General features: G+C 44.2%; 14 protein-coding genes. 2 read left to right on the plus strand and 12 right to left on the minus strand.

The features are described 5' to 3' along the window. Window positions 1–3: 3 nt before the first annotated feature. The 4 genes from J2Z65_RS17330 to J2Z65_RS17345 form a co-directional block, all read right to left on the minus strand. Window positions 4–1611 (minus strand): OPT/YSL family transporter, encoded by a 1608-nt coding sequence (locus J2Z65_RS17330; protein WP_167060229.1) that lies wholly within the window; start codon window positions 1609–1611, stop codon window positions 4–6. A 12-nt stretch (window positions 1612–1623) separates the two neighbouring features. Next, window positions 1624–2502: a DMT family transporter gene (locus tag J2Z65_RS17335; protein WP_193580965.1), complete on the minus strand. Its 879-nt coding sequence runs from the start codon at window positions 2500–2502 to the stop codon at window positions 1624–1626. 32 nt (window positions 2503–2534) lie between these two features. Continuing rightward, window positions 2535–3179, minus strand: a complete 645-nt coding sequence (locus tag J2Z65_RS17340) for an aspartate/glutamate racemase family protein (RefSeq protein ID WP_209855985.1) — start codon at window positions 3177–3179, stop codon at window positions 2535–2537. A gap of 161 nt (window positions 3180–3340) precedes the next feature. Further along, window positions 3341–4882: a PucR family transcriptional regulator gene (locus tag J2Z65_RS17345; protein WP_167060235.1), complete on the minus strand. Its 1542-nt coding sequence runs from the start codon at window positions 4880–4882 to the stop codon at window positions 3341–3343. A 152-nt stretch (window positions 4883–5034) separates the two neighbouring features. Here J2Z65_RS17345 and J2Z65_RS17350 point away from each other — a divergent pair, with 152 nt between their 5' ends. Further along, window positions 5035–6018 carry a DUF3231 family protein gene (locus tag J2Z65_RS17350; RefSeq protein ID WP_167060238.1) on the plus strand — a complete coding sequence of 328 codons (984 nt, stop codon included), beginning with the start codon at window positions 5035–5037 and terminating at the stop codon, window positions 6016–6018. 88 nt (window positions 6019–6106) lie between these two features. Here the strand turns inward: J2Z65_RS17350 and J2Z65_RS17355 are convergent, their stop codons facing one another. The 6 genes from J2Z65_RS17355 to J2Z65_RS17380 all read right to left on the minus strand — a co-directional run bounded on the left by J2Z65_RS17355 (window position 6107) and on the right by J2Z65_RS17380 (window position 17803). Next, entirely contained in the window at window positions 6107–8509 is a 2403-nt protein-coding gene (locus J2Z65_RS17355; RefSeq protein ID WP_209855987.1) for a right-handed parallel beta-helix repeat-containing protein, read from the minus strand. Window positions 8510–8610: 101 nt separating this feature from the next. After that, entirely contained in the window at window positions 8611–11721 is a 3111-nt protein-coding gene (locus tag J2Z65_RS17360; protein WP_209855990.1) for a glycosyl hydrolase family 95 catalytic domain-containing protein, read from the minus strand. Window positions 11722–11805: 84 nt separating this feature from the next. Next, complete coding sequence (locus J2Z65_RS17365; RefSeq protein WP_167060248.1) at window positions 11806–13353, minus strand: extracellular solute-binding protein; 1548 nt, start codon at window positions 13351–13353, stop codon at window positions 11806–11808. A gap of 67 nt (window positions 13354–13420) precedes the next feature. Next, window positions 13421–14293 carry a carbohydrate ABC transporter permease gene (locus J2Z65_RS17370; RefSeq protein WP_209855993.1) on the minus strand — a complete coding sequence of 291 codons (873 nt, stop codon included), beginning with the start codon at window positions 14291–14293 and terminating at the stop codon, window positions 13421–13423. 26 nt (window positions 14294–14319) lie between these two features. Next, the gene (locus tag J2Z65_RS17375; RefSeq protein WP_167060251.1) at window positions 14320–15264 is read right to left on the minus strand and encodes an ABC transporter permease; all 945 of its coding nucleotides are present in this window, start codon (window positions 15262–15264) and stop codon (window positions 14320–14322) included. Window positions 15265–15484: 220 nt separating this feature from the next. Beyond that, complete coding sequence (locus tag J2Z65_RS17380) at window positions 15485–17803, minus strand: helix-turn-helix domain-containing protein (RefSeq protein WP_167060254.1); 2319 nt, start codon at window positions 17801–17803, stop codon at window positions 15485–15487. A gap of 235 nt (window positions 17804–18038) precedes the next feature. On the opposite strand from J2Z65_RS17380, the gene J2Z65_RS17385 reads away from it, so the two are divergent. Next, window positions 18039–18977 (plus strand): stalk domain-containing protein, encoded by a 939-nt coding sequence (locus J2Z65_RS17385; RefSeq protein WP_167060257.1) that lies wholly within the window; start codon window positions 18039–18041, stop codon window positions 18975–18977. Between the two features lie 74 nt (window positions 18978–19051). Here the strand turns inward: J2Z65_RS17385 and J2Z65_RS17390 are convergent, their stop codons facing one another. Together J2Z65_RS17390 and J2Z65_RS17395 are read right to left on the minus strand one after the other, a co-directional pair. Next, window positions 19052–20038 (minus strand): NAD(P)-dependent alcohol dehydrogenase, encoded by a 987-nt coding sequence (locus J2Z65_RS17390; RefSeq protein WP_342357347.1) that lies wholly within the window; start codon window positions 20036–20038, stop codon window positions 19052–19054. A gap of 222 nt (window positions 20039–20260) precedes the next feature. After that, window positions 20261–21103: an RMD1 family protein gene (locus J2Z65_RS17395; protein ID WP_167060382.1), complete on the minus strand. Its 843-nt coding sequence runs from the start codon at window positions 21101–21103 to the stop codon at window positions 20261–20263. Window positions 21104–21122 lie beyond the last annotated feature (19 nt).

Here is a 21122-nt window from a genome sequence, read left to right on the forward strand (position 1 = left end):
ACCTCACTTTCTCATTTTGAATACCGAGTTAAAGAAGCTGAATAGTGCATCTCCGGCAATAAATCCGGCAGCGAGAATACTCATGGAGCTTTCAGCTTCTCCCTTTTTCACTTTAAGCACGATGATTCGGATCAAAATCCCGACAAGGACCGCCCAACACGCATTTGGCGTGGAAATTAATAGACCGGTTGCAAACAACACCCCGATTTGGCGTTTGGGTCCGCCAATAAGCTGGAAAATCGCTCCCGGAATAGCCCATAGCAGCAATTGCAGCGCAATTTCCGGTGATGCGCCCGCTTTAATCGTCGATACGTACACTTTATCAATCGGCGGTACCAAGTTTTGAGCAAAATATCCTTTATAAGTAACAATTACTGTTAATAGCGCGACACCAAATGCAATCATGCCCGTAATATACTGCTGCTTTCTACCCTTCAATTCGAACTCACGGTCCTCGCCATTGCCGCGCAAAATATAACCGGTTTTCAAATCGTAACCCATATCGGCAAAAGCCGGACCTGTAGCGGCACTAAAGCCGGCTAACAAAGCAAGCGCGACAGGCGGGAATCCGATCATCATCCCAAAAAGCAAGGTAATGAAAGCCACCGCGAAAGCCGGGAACCAGCCGGAGTGCATCGCCGCAATACCAACGATCAGCTCGTGAACGAAAGCCGCGAACGCAGCGAAGATGATGAATCCAAGGAACATCCCAAGCGACATTTTAGTCACGATACCGCCAATGATCGCAATTAACAGAGCAATGATCAGATACGCCGCAAAACCGAGCCCCAATGCACGTCTAGCTTCTTTGATCGGTCGTGTTAAACTGCTGTCATCAACAGCCGGCTTATCGGCCGCTACGTCAGCACCCTTTTTCTGCTTGCTGAAAATGAGTACACACGCTTGAATTAAGGCTACGATACCAGCACCGATCATAACGCCATGCGCAATATAAAGCGCGTTCACATCGGCGTTAAACCATGGCACGGAATACTGCCTAAGCATGAGGCCAATACCGAACATCGCCAGCGCCCAGATGTTTCCGATAAAAGCAACACCGAAAGCCGACATAGATATATGAAAATAAGAGCCGATAATACCGATAACTGTACCTACCCCCAGCAGTCCTGCACGCTTGCCTCCTTTGTCTCCGGCCAGAATCGATTCCGCCGTAGCTACGCCTGGAGCCCAGGTTTCCCTTGCCGGAAACAGCTTGGAATCGAACAGTTTGTACAGCAGCGCTGCATCTACGAACATCGCCAAGGCGGCTCCGATCAACATCGGAACGACAAGTTCCTTATTCCCCATTGCGAAAGGAATACCGATCGGAATCAACAAGCTGTTGGCTGCGCCGAAAGTCGCAGAGGAAATCGAAGTTTGCACTAAATTCTGACGATGGACAGACTTGTACTTTTTTAAGATGGCAACGGGTATTCTTGCAATCAGCATAGCCACCAGTGCCCCTATAATCGCCGTGTTTGGCGTTACCCCCAGCGTAGTTACGATTTGCATACCGATAATGGCTCCGATAATGCCGGTAATAATATTCAGAATTAAGGCGAACGGTTCAAAAATACTCGGATGCTTCTTTTCGTTATGTTCCTTTTCCATACGACAATCCCCCTATGCAGTCTCTGCTTTATAATTTAGTTTTTCCTTGTGCACAGTGCCGAAAAGGACTCCGATGAGAACAAGCGTCACTCCGATCAACTGTACAAAAGAGACATGATGTCCAAAGATGATAAAATCAAGGAGCATTGTCATGATTGGCTGCAAATTCAGCACAATCGTGGATCTGGCAGCACCAACCGTTTCCATGCCTTTGTTCCAAAGCACATTCACAAGACCTTGAGCCACTATGACAGTAAGGATAGCCATGCACCAGAAGTTAAAAGGGTGCGACCAGTCGACTTTCACCGTTGTCAACACGTACGGGTCGAATAACACGCTGCTTAGCGTAAAACTATAAACCGTAAGGATAAAAGGCGTCATTCGGCGGGAAAGTACTCTGATGATGATCAGGTTACAGGAAAAGGTAAAGGTAGCTCCCAATATCATCAGATCTCCTGCGCTTACTGAAAAACTTTGCATGTTCAAAGCTGCAATAAGACCTAGGAAGGCAACCATCATGCCTGCGATCATGCGACTTGTGATCTTTTCCCTCAGAAATACGGAAGCAAGCGCTGCCGTAATAAACGGCGACATCGTAAAAATCAGTGAAGCATGTGTGGCAGATGTACGATGTAAACCATTCAACAAGAAAAGCTGATTGGCAATTAGTCCGATTGAAGCTGACATCAACAACAGCAGCCATTCCTTGCGGGTTGGCCAGACGAAGGATCTGGCTAAATATGCCCAAAGCAGAAATACGATCGATACAACAGTCAGGCTAATAACGGATAGCAGCAAGGGAGAAAACTCTTGCAGCAGGAATTGTCTAGCCACATAATTTAGAGCCCAAACAAATACGCAAAAAATTAAAATGATATACGACTTCGCCAAAGAAATGCCCCTCGATAAGCGTATTGTTTCCGCTAATTGCGGAGTTGTTTATACCTATTAGCGGCGAACATGCCTTCCGCTTCCACAGCGTCAATGACCGGCACTTTGAGCTCTCTTCTTATAACATCTGCAAGTCCGATGGTTGAGAATCCCGTGCAAGCGAACAAGATGACTTGCGCACCTTGCTCTTGCAGCGCCTTTGCGGCCGCCAAAGCTTTGTCGCGCCCCGTTTCAGTTAACAAATCTGTTGTATTCGTTACACCTTCCGGGCGGTTATAGCCTACGATCAAAGAACCCAACAATTGCACCAGCACTGCAGGAGCGTCCTCTGTGATTCCCATAACACCGACAGCTTGTCCATAGGAAAGCGCAACCAATGATGCCGCGCTACCAGCTCCGATAACCGGGATAGTGACGCTCTTTCGGAGCTGATCAATCGCAGGATCTGCTGCACAGCTGATGACCAGCACTTCACAACCTTCCTCCTCCATGCTTTGGCCTAATGCTATGATTTTCGGTAGTGCTTTGGCTTCCGACTCTTCATCGAAAATGCCGAGCGGTTGATCCGGTATGCACCTGCTTAATACAGGCACACCGTAGAACTCAGAGATTATTCGTCCGTGCTGTTCAAGAATATCCGGGTTTTCCGTTGTAAATACACGAATCAGTCCAATCATTGACCCTCATCCCTTCTGTCTCTGTCTGCTTCAAAGTTATGAATTAAGTTAATTTTCTTACATTAATTTTAGTTTCTTTTCAATTCCTTAGGCAATGTACTGGTCTACCAAAACTAAAGAAGACCTATTGTGCTCTGAGCACAATAGGTCTTCTATCTTCTTTAGTTTGCCTGTTTTAACAAATAAAAAACAGTGCATAAATAAAACTCAAACCGGTTCACTGCATCCCCCATATCAATCAGGGTAATTTCTTTGATTCTATCCATGCGGTATTTCACCGAATTCCGGTGAATGAACATGAGGTTAGCCGTTTCGATCAGGCTTCCTGCTGTTGATAAATAGTGATAGAGCGTCATGACCAAATCCGTCCCGTTCTCCTTATCGTATTCTGATAACTTGCCGATTTTCTTCTCGATCAGCGTGTCAAAATTAACGTGCAGAGACGATTCCAGCAGCAAGTGAAAGATTTCCAATTCCCCGAATGTAAACAAGGATTGACCCTTATTCAAACGACTGCCGATGGTTACCGCTTTTTTCGCCTCGATATAACTTCTGTGAACTTCCCATAACGAACAACGGGTGCCTAGACCCGAGCTGATGTCCGCCCATTGTGCTAGGAAAGAATCAAGCGCTTCCCGCCAGGTGCTAACTAAATTGTCAGAATCATAATTCTTCTTGGGGGCATCCGCTCTGCTTGCCAGAAACAAAACAAATCGTTCCCCTTGCCCGTGTACAAAAGACCTACATCTTCTTTTGTGGGATTCTTCTTGTATCCATTGGTTCAAAGCCGATGTGAACCGGGATTCGGTTTCGCTCGGCAAGCTTCCGCTTTCAATAAAGCAAATTTCCCAGCTGCATTCGGGATCCAACCCCAATTGCCGCCCTTTGTCCGTGGCTTCCTGTTTAGATAAAGGCAAGCTCATCAGCAGCTCTTCAAAAAAGTCGCCGCGAAGTCTAAGCTCGGTATCTTCGGCAATTTTTTTCCTCATTAATTCAAGTGAAAATACCAGTCGTGCTTGTTCGATGCAAACCAATTCCAAATCATCCAATTGTTCCTTGCCCACAATAAACTTCCCCATAAATTGTTTATCTACCGTGATTTCCCATTGGCGGTTGATCACCGAAGGCTCATAAGGAATATGTGATGGAGAAGAAACCAGCATGTCATCTTGCTTGCCCACAATCCAGATAGGCGACTTTAATAGCGCAGAGACGTTATCGGCGACAGCTTGAATCCCGCTGTTATTTAACACCAGATTGGTTAGCGTTTTATGAATTTCTTCCGACCTTCTGAGCAATGCCGCCTGATTATCAATAATATGCTCCATTACCGGATAGGTAATATCGATATAGGCCATATGAATTGGAAGTTGAATGATCGGTATATCAAGCAAATTACTTTTACGGATCATTTCTAGTGGGATATCGGGAATAAATCGCTCCGGTTTAATGGCGACGCCAGCTGCCCCCGCTTGAGCCAAACTTTCAATAAGTTCTGGCAGCAAGGATGGGTCATGACGCATGGAGTAGCCGGTTGTCAGCACCAGTGCGCCTTCTTTAAGCCACCCTTTAATATCAGGAACTTCTATGATGTCTACATACCGTATAACACGGTCTAGCCCCTTATCCCCGCTGATTAACTTCGCTTGTTCGAATGCGGGCAGGTTTAGCAGTTCTTTTATCGTCAAAGAGTTAAGATTCATTATGATCACCTATGTACTTCCATTCTGCAAAATACGATCTTAGTATAACCTAATTCCATTTCTCCCTAGAATAAAAGTGTTAAAAAAACCACATGCTAGCTATCATGTGAATGTAATGATATGTAAAGCCAATAACGGAGGTTATGTTTTTAATGCCGGAAAAATCTAAAATGAGTGCTACGGAGCTCGGTTCATTATGGATGACATATCAAAAAAAAACAATGATTCTTCGTATATTGGAGTATTTCATTGCGAAATCGGACGATCAATCAGCGAAAGAGTTAATGACAGGATTATATGAAAAGCTTCATCCAATGGTCATAGAGGCCAAAACGCTGTTAGAACAAGATGGTGCAGCAACGCCAATCGGGTTCACGAAAGAAGATGTTAATCTGGATGCTCCACAGCTATTTGAGAATGGCTTTGATATTATGTTCTGCCGCGTATTAAAAGAAATCAGTATGGGGATGTATGTTCTCCATATGACGTTATCATATCGTGAAGATATCGTTATGTATTATAAGAGGCTTACCGATTTAACTCAAACCTATTATAATCTCTTTACGCAATATCTTCTTGAAAAACATATTCTTCCTTGTCCGAATTTCACGAACATGCCAAAATCTGTTGGTTTTGTTACCGATACATCTTATATGAAGGGAACCAATCTTTTTGGTCAAAAGAGATCGATTAATATCGTCGAGTTTGGGCTGATGCATCATTCCATTGAGACCAATGTTACGGGTATGCAGCTGATGAGAGGATATGCCCAATGTGCCAATGATGAAGACGTGAAGAAACATTTTATTAAAGGACAAGAACTATCGAAAGAGATTTTAAAAGATACTACAGAGATACTTCTGCAGAATAATATTCAACCTCCTGCCACACCGGGAGGCACTGTTACAAATTCAACGATGGCGCCTTTTTCGGAAAAATTGATGATGTACAGTACATATCTTTTGTGTGGCTTCAGCATCGGTGGTCAAGGCTTTAGCTCTGCATTCACATTACGGAACGATATGATTCTAAGATCAGGACTTTTCGCTAAAAGCGTCTATGATTTCACGATGGAAGGAGTCAAACTGATGATGTCCAAGGGATTGTTAGAGGAACCCCCTGAAATGGATCTTTAATTCCGTATACGAACGGCTGAAGAACGCTTTAATACCGTAACGCCGATACAAAAGCACCCCAAGAACGGATAGCGTTCTTGGGGCGTTCTTAGTTATTTTCACAAACATCCAAGTCTACAACCAAGTCAAATCCATTCGCAAACCTCATTGTGACGATATGTTTACCGATTTCAATTGTTGTCTCACATAAATAGGTTTGATCAAGAACTAAAGCTTTCCCTTGTACCGTACAAGGCTCTTCTCTCAGACTCTCCATGGCTGTTTTTACATAAGGATACCATTTGTTCGTTTCCCCCACTGAAGCAAGGAAATCCTTTTTTTGATCTGTTGCAAGAAATGCATTTCTGACAAACGTCTTATCTGCTGTTTTAAAAGCGCCTGCCGCAACTTCTTTGCCATCAATAAATACAGCGACGATTTCGGAACCATTGGCATAAACTTCATATGAAATTTCGTTGGGTCTAGATTTGTTAAGGCTCGCACTTGTATCTTTTACGAAAGGAATCGTGCTATTATCTGCATCCAAACAGATAAGATCAATTGTATGCTCATCGTAAGGTGCATGATGTCCTGCATTTCTAGCTATATCGATCGCTTCCTTAGGTAACATTTTCATATGAATATAGTTATCACCCATAATTGTATACTCGCCGTCGAAGGTATGCTGGTGGGGGCCGATTCCATAGCCTTTCTCCGTATAATTATTGTAAGCTATCATCCCCCGGTGATTCTCTGTTCCGTTGGCAGAAACCCATTTATGATGAATATTGGTCATAACATTATAACGTAATACGGCATAATCTAGCCCTGCATCAAAATAGACCGCATTTCCGATCCCCGTTTTGTTATTAAAATAGTTATACTCCACAATTGTTCCAGGCATGGCATTGATCATATACAGTCCGCCGCCATCATGCATATCCGCTTCTTTACGCAAATAGTCCGTAATTCGATTGTATGCAATATAGTTATGACACATACGACTTTGTCGCCCTGTTTCACGCCAGCCCCAGCCAACATTAATTCCCGTATAGGAAACATGTTGTATCGTATTGTGCACAAGTTTTAGATTGGACTCATATCCAGCCCATATGGCAACAGTATCGCTAAATTGTTTCCCTGTCCATTCAACAAGATTGTTCGAAATGGTGTTGTTATAAGAAAGTTCGCGTTCTTCAAGCGGCACGATCGGAGGGTCCAATTGGCCTGTCTTGGAAAAGTGTGGCCCCACCTGGTGCGGGTCTGGCGCAATATCGCTGGTATGTTTTGCATCTCCTAGATAAATGGCACCGCCTGAAAGATCGGTAAACACATTATTATGAATGACACAGTTACGGCTTCCATTAGTCACGATTAATGCCGTGCTTCCTATCTTTGCGAATTCGCAGTTTAAGAAATGAATCCGATCACCTGAATGTACATAAACAGCGCCATGTGGAGGAGTCGCATAACTGCCCCATGGATCTGAGAAAGGCCCTTCTTCTTCAGGACCTGTTAACGTATGTCCAGCTTGCGTACTAATATAGCCGTCAATGGTCCCAGGTCTTAAAAATGTATTGTGATGAAACACAAGGCCATCAAAAACAATATTTTTTATTTTCTCGGGTACAATCCCGCCTTTCTCTCTGCCCGGTTGAGGCGTTGTAATCCGTTCCGTATCTCTTCCTTCCAACACCATTATTGTCTCCAGGAGGGGGGCGACCACTTCGGCAGTTGCCATGTTTTGCCCATCTCTTGGGATGTAATATAAGACATGCTCGGTATTATCGAGATAAAACTCACCCGCTTGATCTAGTAATGCATAAGCATTTTGGAAATAATCTACTCCTCCCCCGTACTTTCGCCAGGAAGCTCCATTCCAATCATAGTGTACACGATTGGTCGTAGAAGCATTTTTCCATGCGGATTGTGACATATATACGATATCAGCTTCTACTTTTTCCACTGGAACCACAAAATGTCTCCAACGTACATTCCTCACTGCTTCCAACTGGCTGATATCTCCATATTCTCTAACCGCATCCGCCACCGAGCCTCTTAGACCTAACCCTGCCGTAGTCCCGCTTCCTCCGGGCGATGTAGCTTCATAAGCAGCTTGCTCTGTATCAAATTCAAGCCCAACAACACTGCTTCGACTCCTTGCGAGCATGCATCTTTCACCATTTACATATAAATCGCGCGTGATAAATTGCTCGTCATTGATTACGAGCTTATATATTTGTTTCACCTGATCATGCAATTCCCAATTTCCATCCAACAGCTTTCCGCCGGAAAAAACAGGTTTATGCTGGGGGTCATCCGCTTTCCAGATGATGCGGAAATTGTCTTTCCCCGAATCTTCTCGTGTGAAAACTAACGTTTGATCCAAGTAGTAAATTCCGCCCTCTAAGATAACTTCAATATCCGAGCTCATATTTGTAGCCGCATGCCTTACGAGCTCTTGAGCTCTCCTAATAGAAGCTGGTTCATGCTGCATACCCGTTGATGTCATGCTCCCTTTTGGGGATACATAAAATTGAATTGTATTTGTAGATTGGCTGTTTGCCCTGTTACTATCCATATGAACGAACCTTTCTTAAACAGGATTGGGTCTTATAAGTATGTATAATTTTTATTGACGATCAGTACATTGATTCTCCACTGCGAGTCATCTCGGGTACGGAAATGAATGTTCACATAACCGTCCTTTCTTTGCGTGACAGGTAAAATATCCGTCGCAAATTCGCCCGATTTCAAAACATGATCCGGCTTCCACACACATTGTCCTTCGATCTCTATTTCCGTGTAAGAAGGCAAGTCACTGTCGCCTGAAACGAACAACAAATCGTACCTGCCTTTCGGCAGCTCTATGACAAACACCGACTCGCTCTTTCCTCCAATAAAGTCTCTTCTTAGCCCGTCCGGCTCTCCTCGATCAACTGCGATGAGATCGTCCGCCTTCTCCCAACCGATGCCGGTATAGTGCGTGAACACCATGTCCCGAGTTATTTTGCGGAACGTTTGACCGATAACGCCATCCATGTGAACTTGTCTAGGCAGCACTTTGAAATAATCTTTGTCCAGCACCTCTGGATTTACGCCGAAATCCAGCCGATAAGCGGCTAGTCTTGACTCACGGTAATTGCCTGAATAGTAATCGAACGTGAAATGATCGAGCGTCTTGTAGTGATGCGTTTCTTGGTTCTTCCCGAGGAACACTCGCCTATGCGTATGCGCTTCATGAACACGAGGGCCGCTTACGAATTTTGAAGCTTCGCTATCAAGTTCGGTCAAGAAACAATCAGGCTGTAAACCTTCCATGTGCGGATAAATGGTATACTCTCCGTTTTTTGTCGTGCCAAATGAGATGTATTCGCCCTCCAGCTGATCCTCCTCTATCCATGTCATTCCGTCCAAGCGCCATACAATCACCTTCCGATCCGAGCCGAACGGGTTACGCATGACGACTCGTATTCCAGCTTTACTTCTTATCTTGACCCACTTCGTGTGTCCTTGCTTCCTCATTGCGCTAATCTCGAATGCTCCAGCCGCAAGCAGCCCTTGAAAAGCACAATCGTCCCACTTCTCGTAGACGCGCACCTTCTTCTCGACGTCGTGTTCATACAAGCCGATCGTCCGCTCATGCTCAGGCTCCCCCGAAGGCACTGCGGGAAATACTTCAATAAAGCCACTATGGCTTTGCAACAGCATCTCGTTAACTGCAGCGACCATTTCTCCGGAAGCTTCCATCATATGCGGATGATATAACGGCTCGTTCGTAATATTGCAATAGTTCATCCAGCGCTCCGTTTCCTCCGCAAACAGCCCGTTGCTCCGCAAAGACAAATCTATGCCTTGTTCGTACAGCAGTCTGAGCGCCGTGTTCCCTTTGCCGAGTCTAGAAGCAGCGCATGAAAGCCAACCGAACTGAAACATGCCGAATTCCGTATTCGTCTCCGCATAGCGAAGTGTGTTTTCTGCCCGCTTTCGCAGCGTCTCTTCACTATTTTTATTGATTTCGCCAATCGGATAAATTGGCATTAACAGGGACGGATGCCGTAAATGCAAGTCTGCGGGCGCCCATTCTGAATCGAGAAGGATATCCCCATACTTATTTGAAACGGCGGTCGGATAAGGAGCCAATCGAGACGCCAACTCGATCCACTTTTGCCGGTCGGCTTCCTCTTCGCCAAGCAATACATTCGCTTCAATCGTGATTTGCAGCAAATATTTAACTGTCGACAATGTGCATGTCGAGTTCCGTGTCAATGGCCCTTGTTCCGGCGAAATATCAGGGAATACATCATACTGTCCCTTTTCAGAATCGTAAGACAAGTAACCTTCAAAAAACCGAACAATCTTTTTAAACAACGGATAAGCCTTATCTTGCAAAAAAAACAGGTCCATGCTGTATCGGTAATAGTCCCACAAAAATTGGGCGCACCAGGGCCAAATGCTTAAATACAAAGCATGCGGGTAATCCCCGGCCACACCTTCCAAATGGTAAAACTGCTGCGCCATCTGCTCGGCTAGTGCCGTGTACGACAACAGACCATCATTGAAAGCTTCTGCCACTTCAAGGTGATTCGCCGTATAGAGCGGCCAGAATGCAGCTTGGATGTTAACATCCCAATACCACATGCTGCCCCACTTCGTTGGCTGTTTAATGTCCCACAAGCCGTTTAATCCGCAAGCCTGCTCGCGCATTTTGCCGCCCTTTCCACTGCTGCAGGCTATCGCATATAAATTGATGTACCATAAGTCTTCAATCATTTTGTCAGGCAATGTAATCGATGAACGTTTCCAAAACCTTCTCCAATGTTCCTGATGACTCTTGGTCATGTCCTTTATTTGAATGACGGTCTCCTTCATTCGTTGCAAGGCCGTCGAAAGCAAGTTTTTCGTTTCCTCCTCGGTCACAACCGTTGTAAAGAGAGTAACCCGCTGCTTAGCTTCGCGAAGGTGAATACGCATAGAATCTGGGGTAATCTCGGCGCTCCCCTTGGCTCCAATCATCTTCGTCAACACGATGAAAGAAAATGGTTCATACCGTTCCTTGTCCTCGCCATCCGGATAGAAAGAACCTTTATAATAAAATGTCGTATCGTCCAGTTGATGATAGTTGACGTTCATATCAACATATCTCCGGGATGGCACGGTCATGGATATGCCTTTCAACAGTGAGGCATTAGTCATCTTGATTTCTGTCACCAAATAGTCTGTGTCTTGTGTAATGATCGTGCGTGCTTCCAGCTCGTCCTTACCTTTATCGATACGTAAATGCACGCATGCTTCTTCAACGTTTAATTGCAGCGAATAGTGATCCGGCCCAGCCAATTCCTCGGACGGGAACAATTGAATTTCCCCAGTCGGATAATGAGAGGCACCTCCCGATGGCTTACCGTACTTTCTATGCATGCTGTTGCTGGATAAGACATCGCCATATAGAAAAAACGGACCGTGTTCCGGATTTCGATACCTATCATTCGCTCTTTGTCTTAACTCTTCGTATGTGTAACCATACTGCCTATAAAAATCGCGACCTTCTCCATTCCGATACTTCTGACTGTACCGATGAAGTTTCTGATAATAAACCTCATAATGATTCATTGCCATAGTCAGCTTATTATCTTCAAAGAAAACCATTCCGCCGAAGTGTCCATTGCCGAGCGGCAAGGCTTCGTTCCAGCTGCTCGGTGCATCTTCGTATGTTAATGTTCGCATTGTGCTTCCCCTTCTTTATGTCAACTTTCTGGAGCTGTGGAAATAAAGCCGGAAACAGAATGACATTCCATTTCCGGCTTTATGTTATTTTTTCTTGCTTTCGTTATATTGGTCCATGTACTCTTTCAATATTTGTGCGCCGACACCGTTACTCCATGCATCGATTTCAGCTTGCACCGTTTCCCATTTTCCTTGTCCCATCACATATTTCACTGCAGCATCCGTTATCTTTTTCGCATGATCCGGATTTTTGCCCGCTGTGTCTGACAAGAAGGCAATGAATGGATTTGCTACACCAATGTTATCAAAAGCATCTAAAATATCCTGCTGCGCTTTATGTATTTCTGGAACTTGCGAATCTGCATACGTATATTTGGTGTACTCATTTTGCAAAATTAACAGATTCGGTCTTTCTTTGTCATACAACTTTTTCTGCTCGTCAGAACGCTCTGCAACACCCAGATCTTTATTAAAGCTGTTGTAATGAATACCTTGAACGCCTGCTTTTCCTATGCTTGTTGCTTCGTCAGAAGCAGACCAATCTAAGAACTCCACGATTTTTTGGACTTTATCCTTGGACACGTTGGAAGGAACGACCCATATCCCGAAGTATCCCTCGATTTTTTGGACCGCTTTTTGGCCTTCATTCCCTTGGAGATAAGGGATGCCGACCAATTCCGCCTTCGGATCGGTTTTACGCATCTTAGCTATATTATTTTCATTCATAATACCAACGTTGTTAACAAATGCGCCTGCAGCGCCCGAAAGGAATTTATCCAAGGCTGCGCCGCCTTTTTGAACTGGAGCATCTTTGTCGATCAAACCATTCTCCGTCGCCATACGAATCCAATCCAGAAACTTTTTATATCCCGGATCTTGGAAATAAATAGATGCTTTATCGCCATCGACTTTATAACTATTCGGAACTCCCATAGCGAAAGAAACCGGGTTCATGGAACTGAATCCTGGACTCGTGTATGGACCCGCTACCAGAGGAATTGTTTTGCCGCCGCCCGCAGGATCTTTCTCCTTAAATACTTTCAATGCATTCGTAAACTCATCCAACGTCTTTGGCACGGAAAGATTATATTTGTCCAACCAGTCTTTACGAATGAAAATATTGGCATTGCCGCCTGCCATTAACGGACGAGGTCTAGGGATACCGTACAGTTCACCCTTCACAGATGTATTGTCCCATGAATATTGGGGGATTTTCTGCAAATTCTTCATTCCTTTAACGACCGATGTTAAGTTGTGGAATGCCCCTTGCTTGACTAGCTTTTCATATTTACTGTCTTTGCCGTCCGTCAGCAGAATAAGGTCATACTGGCTTCCTGAAGCGATCGCAATATTCACCTTATCCGGATATACATCGCCAGGAATGAACTCTACATTCAGTTTGACGTTTGCTTTCTTTTCTATTTCTTTCAAAGCTTGGCTATTTTCCAATACCGGGGGCTCGCCGCCTGCCAAAATCGCCAGCGCTTTGATCGTTGTTGGCTCTGCAGATTTTTTGCTGCCTTCCGGCTTAGGGCTGCTTTGACCTTCACCGCTGCCAGTTGAACAGGCAGTTACTACACCTACACTTAATGCTAACGCAAGAACAGTCATCCATACTTTTTTAGTTTTCATGAAACTAACTCCCCTCCTGTCATGTCGGTACGATTACTTAGAGAAACAGAACGACTTTCAGCCTTTGCTATTCTTTAATCGAACCCAGCATCGCCCCCTTCGCGAAGTGCTTTTGCAGGAAGGGGTACACGGCAACAATCGGAATCATGGCTATGAGAATCGCTGCCATTTTCACATTATCCCCTACCTTTCCTACCAATTCAAAATCAAGCGCGTTCTCGGAGGCTATGTTCGCATCCCCTGCAATAACCATCAATCGAAGTAGCACTTGAATCGGCCATTTTGCGCTGTCATTCAAATAGATAACGGCCCCAAAAAATGAGTTCCAATGCGAAACCATGAAAAACAGAGAAAAGGTTGCGATGATCGGCATAGATAAAGGAATAACAACCGACCAAAGCGTTCTCACCTCACCAGCCCCGTCTATGCGCGCTGCTTCTTCCAACGATTCAGGCAAATTTTGAAAGAAGGACTTCATAACAAGAATGGTAAATGCACTTGTAGCTCCCGGCAAAATAAGCGCCCAATAACTGTTTAACAAGCCAAGCCATTTGACAAGCAGATAAGAAGGAATTAATCCGCCGTTAAAAACCATCGTAAATAGCATCATATATAAGATGTATTTTCTTCCTGGGAGCGTTTTCTTTGAAATGGCATAGGCCAGCATGATCGAGATCAATACGTTGAACGTTGTTCCGACCACCGTAATGTAGATTGTATTGAAAATACTGTGGGTGAAGCGGGCTGTAGAAAACAAATACCTATACGCCTCAATGGTCATTTCCTTAGGAATTAAGTAAAACTTACCGCCTAAGGATTCAGAAGCAGGACTGAGCGAAACGGCCAGCATATACAGGAATGGAAGAATAACGGTTAAGCTTAAACTAAGCAAAAACAATCCATTTAAGATGTTAAATACGGAGACTCTCTGCTGTCTCATAGGTTCCCCCCCTCTAAAAGTTTCCTTTAAAAGATACCTTCTTCTTTAAAAAGCTTGGCCATATAGTTCGCCAATAACATAAGAATCAAACCGACTACCGAGTTAAACAGACCTACTGCAATGCTGAAGCTAAATTCAAAACGCTGCAAACCGACTTTATAAACGTAAAGATCAAACACGTTGGATACATCTTCGTTGAAATTGTTCCACATCAAAAACACCTGTTGGAAGTTGGAGTCCATGACCGAACCTAAACGAAGGATCAATAAAATGACGATCGTGCTTCGAATCCCTGGAAGCGTAATGTACCAAATGCGGTGCCAACGGTTTGCACCGTCGACAGTAACGGCTTCATACAGCTCAGGATTAATGCCTGCTAGCGCAGCCAAGAGAATAATCGTTCCCCATCCGGCATCTTTCCATATATGCTGCAGTACGATTAAAGGTCTAAACCATTCGTTGCTCATTAGAAAAGGCAAATTTTTATCGAACCATATGTCCAAATAATGATTGAACACTCCAGTTGGACCGAAGAAAATAAACGAGATGCCTACTATGATGACCCACGATACAAAATGGGGTAAATAGACGACGGTCTGCACAAACCGTTTATAGATCACCGAGTGCACTTCATTCAATAAAAGCGCCAAAATAATCGTGAACGGGAAAAAAAAGAACAAATTGTAAAAGCTAATTAATAGCGTATTTTTAAGAAGCTGAAAAAAAGTCGGCTCTGCAAAAAATCGTTGGAAATGCTCAAAGCCGACCCAGTCACTTTTAAAAAATCCCTGATAGGGGCTATACTCCTGAAAGGCTAGCAGCACACCCCACATGGGAACATAATGAAAAATAATAAAATATAAAACACCGGGCGCTGCTAACATATAAAGCCACAAATGTTTCTTTAGCGATTGCTTTCTGAGCGATGACGTCTTCACCATTGACTGCTTATCTATAGACACATAGGCCATCGAAACAACTTCCTCCTCCATTCAGGTTGTGAGATTACGATACCTCTTACATCTGTTGATGCACAACATCAAACTTTTATCAGGAATGAACTTTCTTTCTCATACAAAAATGTGCACTCGCTGCAAAAAAGTGAACATTTAAGTAATTGCTCGATTTAAACGCAAAAAAAGTGCACAGATCTGCATCCATGCACTTCCTTTGTTCTATTGTTTAATTTCCTTAAGCACTGCCCTTGTGAATCTCCCTGTATTGCGTCGGTGTGACACCTTCGTGCTTTTTGAAGACGCGATAATAATATGATGGCTGGTAACCGACACGAAATGCGATGTCATTCACTTTTTCGGAAGAGTGCAGCAGTAGCTCCTTAGACTTATTAATCCGTAAACGAGTTAAGTAGTCGATAAAGTTGACCCCGGTAACTTCCTTAAAACCCGCGCTGAGCTTATATATGCTAATACCGAAACGCTCCGCGTACCATTCGAGCGAAACATCCTCTGTATAGTTTTCCTCCAGTAAGCCAACAACCGTGTCAATGGTTTCCTTCATGAGGTGAACTTGCGTCTTATTCACTGTTTCTTCTACAGTTCTCAGGTAAACGCCGATTTTATCTCTAAACCAACGCGCCATTTCATGAGGCTCACGCAGCCTGCCCAGTTCCTCATATAGATCCGTTCGGAACAATGATATCGGACTGTAACCAGCCAGAAGTATTTGATTGAGCAATGTACCCAGCAATTGGTTCATTCCCAATCGCAACGCCATCTCCGTCTCCATGACGGCTGTCATCTCATTCAAGAATTCGTTCAGAGCGTCATTTGTCTCCTCGCGATCACCTGACCGGATGCAGCGCATCAGCTCTTTTTCGGCAGCAAATGGGTAGGGTATTGAAGGTTCATTGATGGTAAGCTGTTCCAAGTCCAAGATCTGATTCGATTCTTGAATGTTCCGGTGGCTGAATGACTGATTCACCTCTTGGAAAGCTTGTGGCAGTTCGGACAATCGGTTTGTCGGCTTAGCGATCCCGACGAGAATATTCATTTGCAGAATCGTCGTTAAGGATCGAACAACGTCTTCACTGAATTCCTGCAGCTTCTTTTTATCCGTCTGATCTTCAGGCAGCATTAACAGGAGGCTAACCGTAAAGTCTTGACCGCTGATCACTTCTGCCTGCTCAAATTGATTGTCTGCAATCTCACGGATGACATTGACGGCTGCAAATGTAACCAACTGTTCATCCCCGTCAGCAAATCGGCCCTGTAGTTTGGAAAAACCAAGCAGCCGAATCACCACAAGCGCAAGCCGTTTCCCTTCAAGATCCCATCCGTATTGCTCCATCCGGGTTCGCAGATGATCCTCTGACAAATAAAGATGGTCGTTCAACAGCTGAAACAGAAAAAATTCCCTTAACGTTGCAAAGTGACTCTCCATACGTTCGTGCAATATTTTGCTTTCACTGTTCAAAAACTTCCATTGCCGCTCGATGAATTCGACTTCATCGCCAACCTCATGCTGCGGGAAATCTTTCTTTGTGGACCGGAATAATTGAACAAGGCGATTCATGGGCTGATTCAATTTACGGGATGCCATCCAGGACAAACAAACCGCAACGATGATACCGATACAACCGAGCATCAACAATATTCTTGAAGCATTAACAATGGGCTGGGTCAATTTCGAAATAGGTTCAGCCGAGACATACATCCAGCCGGTTCGGTCAATCGATCCGTATGTAACCGCATACTTTTCCCCTTTCCAACTGCTGAAAAAAGAGCCTGACTTCCCTTGATGCTTGTTCACTTCTTCCCGCAAGTAATACTTAAACGGGTGCGATTCCGTCTCAGGCGTTTCATTCGAATCCAACCAATCGCCATTCGCTTTCAGAATAAACGCCGTAGCCTGCAAGTCGGGATCCGGACTAATTAATTGATTAATGGCAGCCGCATCGAATTGCGCAAGCAAATACCCATAAGGCACTTGTTCTGGCACAAGCTGTACAAAAGATAAATAGCCACCTGCATACGTCCAATAATGGTCCATATCTTTGATGAATAAAGAGCGAAAATAATCAATCTCAGACTTCGTGATGGACACCACAAATTTGGGATTGAGAGCGGATAGGTAAATTTCGCTATCTGGCAAATACAACCGTACTTCTCGAAGCAATGGGCTTGAATTGCTCATAATCAGCAATGTCTTGGTCAAATCCTGCGACTGTACAATATTACTTTGGAAATCATCCATTGTCATATCGCCAACTTTACTCTGAAAAATCGGATTGAACTTCCACATTGTCACCATTTTCTCAAGCTGCAGCAGCTGATCGTTCAACTTCTCAGCCATGTACTGCTGCCGGAGTTGATGTGTTCGGTTAACTTCACGTTCAATTTGCGAAATCCCGACGAAATAAGTGGCTACAGCAAGCAATGCCGTGGGAAGGCTGGCCATTAAGAGCACAATTGCGAAGCCTTTTCGATAAAATGGGCCTCTTGTTTGTCTGAACTTAAATAACTTCAATTTGTTATGATTGAATTTTTCCATGTAAAATAATGTCCCCCAGCCTGTCCAATGAGAATGATAGAACCCTTTCGTTAAAAACTATTCTACATTAGATGCGAGCATCTCTGCACAAATAATTTGCCTCATCAGATTTGAACTTTCAACACCAGCCTTTCAGACTGGCTTACATGAGCACAACTTTTTGCTTACTTGATAAGTCTAAACTAATAGGATATTTTGGAGTCACCCTCATTATCAATGATAAGGAGCCTTTATCATGCCAATTCTTACAATACGTAATCTTAAACTATTTTCTCTTATGGTAGCTTCATCTCTGATCATCGGTTTGCCTCATCCAGGACCGGTCTACGGAGCCACCGCGAATGCCGCAAACAGCGATCCAAGTATTGTGATGAACGGTATCATTCGCAACAACAGCGCACTGAGTCCTCTCCGGCAATTGGCTGAATCATTAGGCTTTACGGTGCAATGGCATTCGGAAAACAGATCCATATCAGTCACTAAAGACGATAAAACAATTTTATTGTCACTCGACCAGCCTACGGCCTATGTGAACGGGAAACCCGTTGAATTGGACATCGCCCCTCTTCTGAACCGGGATTTGACTGTTGTGCCCGTTCGTTTTGTCAGCGAGGCTTTTGGCGCTGCAGTCAAGTGGGACAACGAAACCCGCAGGGTCATTATCAATGATCGTATTTCCATCGTGATGGAACCGAGTGAAGGAGATCTGAACCAGATGATAGCAGCTTCTGGCAGTGACCCTTACCTGAGGCCTCAGATCAGCTACGTTGCTGAAGATACGATTACGGTGAAGTCGCTCCTCACAGCCGATTTAAGCGATTCAGGTGAGCAAGGATATACGACGTTCACTTTCTCTCGCAGCAGCACGGGCTGGAGTATTTCCAAAGTCGATATTGAGCACTCTAAGGCGATCGATTTTCATCTTAATGAGAACGAGGCTATCTTTTTAACCAAGCGAACAACCACGAATACCATCTTGAAAGCTCATGGTTCCTATGCCTTTACCTCTGACAACAATAATATGAAATGGACCGGGGATTCCTTTATGTTTACTACCCAGACTTCGAAGGGAGAGTATTGTACAGTCTTAGTGAATAGCAAGACAGGCCATACCGCAGAATTTTCGAGTTTCACCCATCAGGCACCACAAATCGCGAAAACGTTGGGACCATGACAATCTGTGCAATAAAAAAAGGCAGCCTCGGACTAAAGAAAAGTCTTAGGCTGCCCGTTTTTTCCCGCGGTACCTCATGGTGAGCCATGCCGGTCAATTTTGATGATGACTTTTCCCTGCGGATGTCCATCTCCCAAATACTGCAGCGCCTCTGCTACTTCAGTTAACCGGTAATGTCGGTCTATAACAGGTACGACTTTGTCCGCCTCGACAAGCTCTTTCATGACATTTAAATCCTCTTTATTGGGTTTGTGGATAAGAATCCCCATTTTCTTACTGCTCATTCTTGAAATCCAAGGTCCCAGCAGCATAAGCTGAAAAATTCTCGCCATCGATCCTCCGACCATGACATAAGTACCTTTGGGATTTAATGCCCGCTTGTAATCGAAAATCGAACGAGTTCCCACAACATCAAGGATAAGGTCATAGCGCTGACCATTTTTTATAAAATCGGTTTGCGTATAATCAATGACATGGTCCGCACCAATCGATCGCAGCATATCCAGTTTCCTCGTGATGTCGACCCCTGTTACTTCAGCCCCGCAGCATTTGGCAATTTGAACGGCAAACGTACCTACGCCTCCACCCGCGCCATTGATTAAAACTTTTTTTCCTTTCTGAATCCGTCCTTTATATCGAAGACCCTGCAGCGCTAAGACTGCCGCCTGCGGTAAAGCCGCCGCTTCGTCAAATGCCATACCGGCAGGTTTCAGCGATAAAGCATTTTCATCAGCACATACATACTCCGCAAACCCGCCCCAGCCGCACCCAGAAATGTCACCGAAAACCTCGTCACCCGGCTGAAATTGTTTGACATCCTTGCCCACTGCTTCAACTCTTCCCGCGACGTCTGCTCCGAGTATTTTGTATTTCGGTTTTAGAAACCCTCCGATACGGACCAAGAACGGTGTACCTCTAAGGAGATCCCAGTCCCATGAATTTACAGATGCAGCATGGATATGTATCAGGACTTCATTGTACTTCGGAGTCGGTTTTTCAACCTCTTTGAGGCTTAGAACGTCCGCTGCTCCGTATTTGGTGTATACGATCGCCTTCATCATGTTTACTCCTTACACTTATTCGTGTGTTTGTTTCATTCGGGAAAGCTAGAATCGTATATGGTTTGTTATAAACAAAATGTTATTATCACATAGATATGTTCAATTTAAAGGTGCATTCCAATTATTGTCAATAATTGTTTTTATGATCTGCGATCATGCTTAAAAAGCCCGTGGAAGATTTCCCACGAGCTTCTTTATCGTCGCATTCCTCTCTTCATCTTTCTAATGAGAGGGAATCCAACCGATGATTTGTAATATGGTTAACACCACTTCAATCACAATCAGAATCACGACGATCCATTCTACGAACAGCCCTCGGATGGAATGACTGATATTCGAAAAACCTTCTAGGATATGATACAAAATGTCCGTTTTGCTTTTCAATATTTTATATCGATCATTCAGTTCAAAGAAACCCATCATCCCATCATAAAATTCACTTGCCGTACTGTTGGACCAAGTCAAATCAGGTTTGTCCAAAATCATGATATAGGCGAGGGTGTTGTATTCATGGCGCACGATTTTTGCGGTCGTTCTGGCCAGCTCTTTGTTGCCAACTCGAAGTTTTCCTTTTTCAAGTCTTTCAATCATCATTTCGAGGCCATCATGAATTTCTCCCAGATGTTCCTCAATCTTTTCAAGAGCGACCGATTTGGCAAGGACTGTGGAGATTAATTCCGGATAAAAGAATTCGAACTCCGATACGACCACATACTTATCCGTCAACTCCATGCTCTCAATTTCTTCGATATGAAGACTGTAATCGTCCATATATTTGTCCGGAGGCTGGAGATCAATATCAGGTTCGAAGGTCTGGATGAATTTCAAAAAGACAGTTATCTCATCCAAATGCGTGTGATTAACAAAAACAACGCTGCCGAAAGAAAACACCATCACTTGTTGCAGCGCGTTTGTGTCTTTCTGAAGAATCGAATTTAAAATATCGCCCCTTAAGATTAAAGGCTGTTCCCAGGTGTATTTTTTGGGAATGCCGCAGTGAATGGCGATTTTGTTCAGATCGATTTCATTCGTGATTGCCATAGCTTTAAAAGTAATATCTTTCATATTGTTCACTCATCTGCCT

Origin of the sequence: Paenibacillus aceris (assembly GCF_017874035.1) — a bacterium.
In the GTDB taxonomy this organism is placed as follows: domain Bacteria; phylum Bacillota; class Bacilli; order Paenibacillales; family NBRC-103111; genus Paenibacillus_E; species Paenibacillus_E aceris.

Bases quoted from the DNA above. Each gene is read 5' to 3' on its own strand.
- J2Z65_RS17330 (WP_167060229.1), bottom strand. From the start codon at position 1,611: ATGGAAAAGGAACATAACGAAAAGAAGCATCCGAGTATTTTTGAACCG.
- J2Z65_RS17340 (WP_209855985.1), bottom strand. From the start codon at position 3,179: ATGATTGGACTGATTCGTGTATTTACAACGGAAAACCCGGATATTCTT.
- J2Z65_RS17345 (WP_167060235.1), bottom strand. From the start codon at position 4,882: ATGAATCTTAACTCTTTGACGATAAAAGAACTGCTAAACCTGCCCGCA.
- J2Z65_RS17350 (WP_167060238.1), top strand. From the start codon at position 5,035: ATGCCGGAAAAATCTAAAATGAGTGCTACGGAGCTCGGTTCATTATGG.
- J2Z65_RS17355 (WP_209855987.1), bottom strand. From the start codon at position 8,509: ATGACATCAACGGGTATGCAGCATGAACCAGCTTCTATTAGGAGAGCT.
- J2Z65_RS17360 (WP_209855990.1), bottom strand. From the start codon at position 11,721: ATGCGAACATTAACATACGAAGATGCACCGAGCAGCTGGAACGAAGCC.
- J2Z65_RS17365 (WP_167060248.1), bottom strand. From the start codon at position 13,353: ATGAAAACTAAAAAAGTATGGATGACTGTTCTTGCGTTAGCATTAAGT.
- J2Z65_RS17370 (WP_209855993.1), bottom strand. From the start codon at position 14,293: ATGAGACAGCAGAGAGTCTCCGTATTTAACATCTTAAATGGATTGTTT.
- J2Z65_RS17375 (WP_167060251.1), bottom strand. From the start codon at position 15,264: ATGGCCTATGTGTCTATAGATAAGCAGTCAATGGTGAAGACGTCATCG.
- J2Z65_RS17380 (WP_167060254.1), bottom strand. From the start codon at position 17,803: ATGGAAAAATTCAATCATAACAAATTGAAGTTATTTAAGTTCAGACAA.
- J2Z65_RS17385 (WP_167060257.1), top strand. From the start codon at position 18,039: ATGCCAATTCTTACAATACGTAATCTTAAACTATTTTCTCTTATGGTA.
- J2Z65_RS17390 (WP_342357347.1), bottom strand. From the start codon at position 20,038: ATGATGAAGGCGATCGTATACACCAAATACGGAGCAGCGGACGTTCTA.
- J2Z65_RS17395 (WP_167060382.1), bottom strand. From the start codon at position 21,103: ATGAAAGATATTACTTTTAAAGCTATGGCAATCACGAATGAAATCGAT.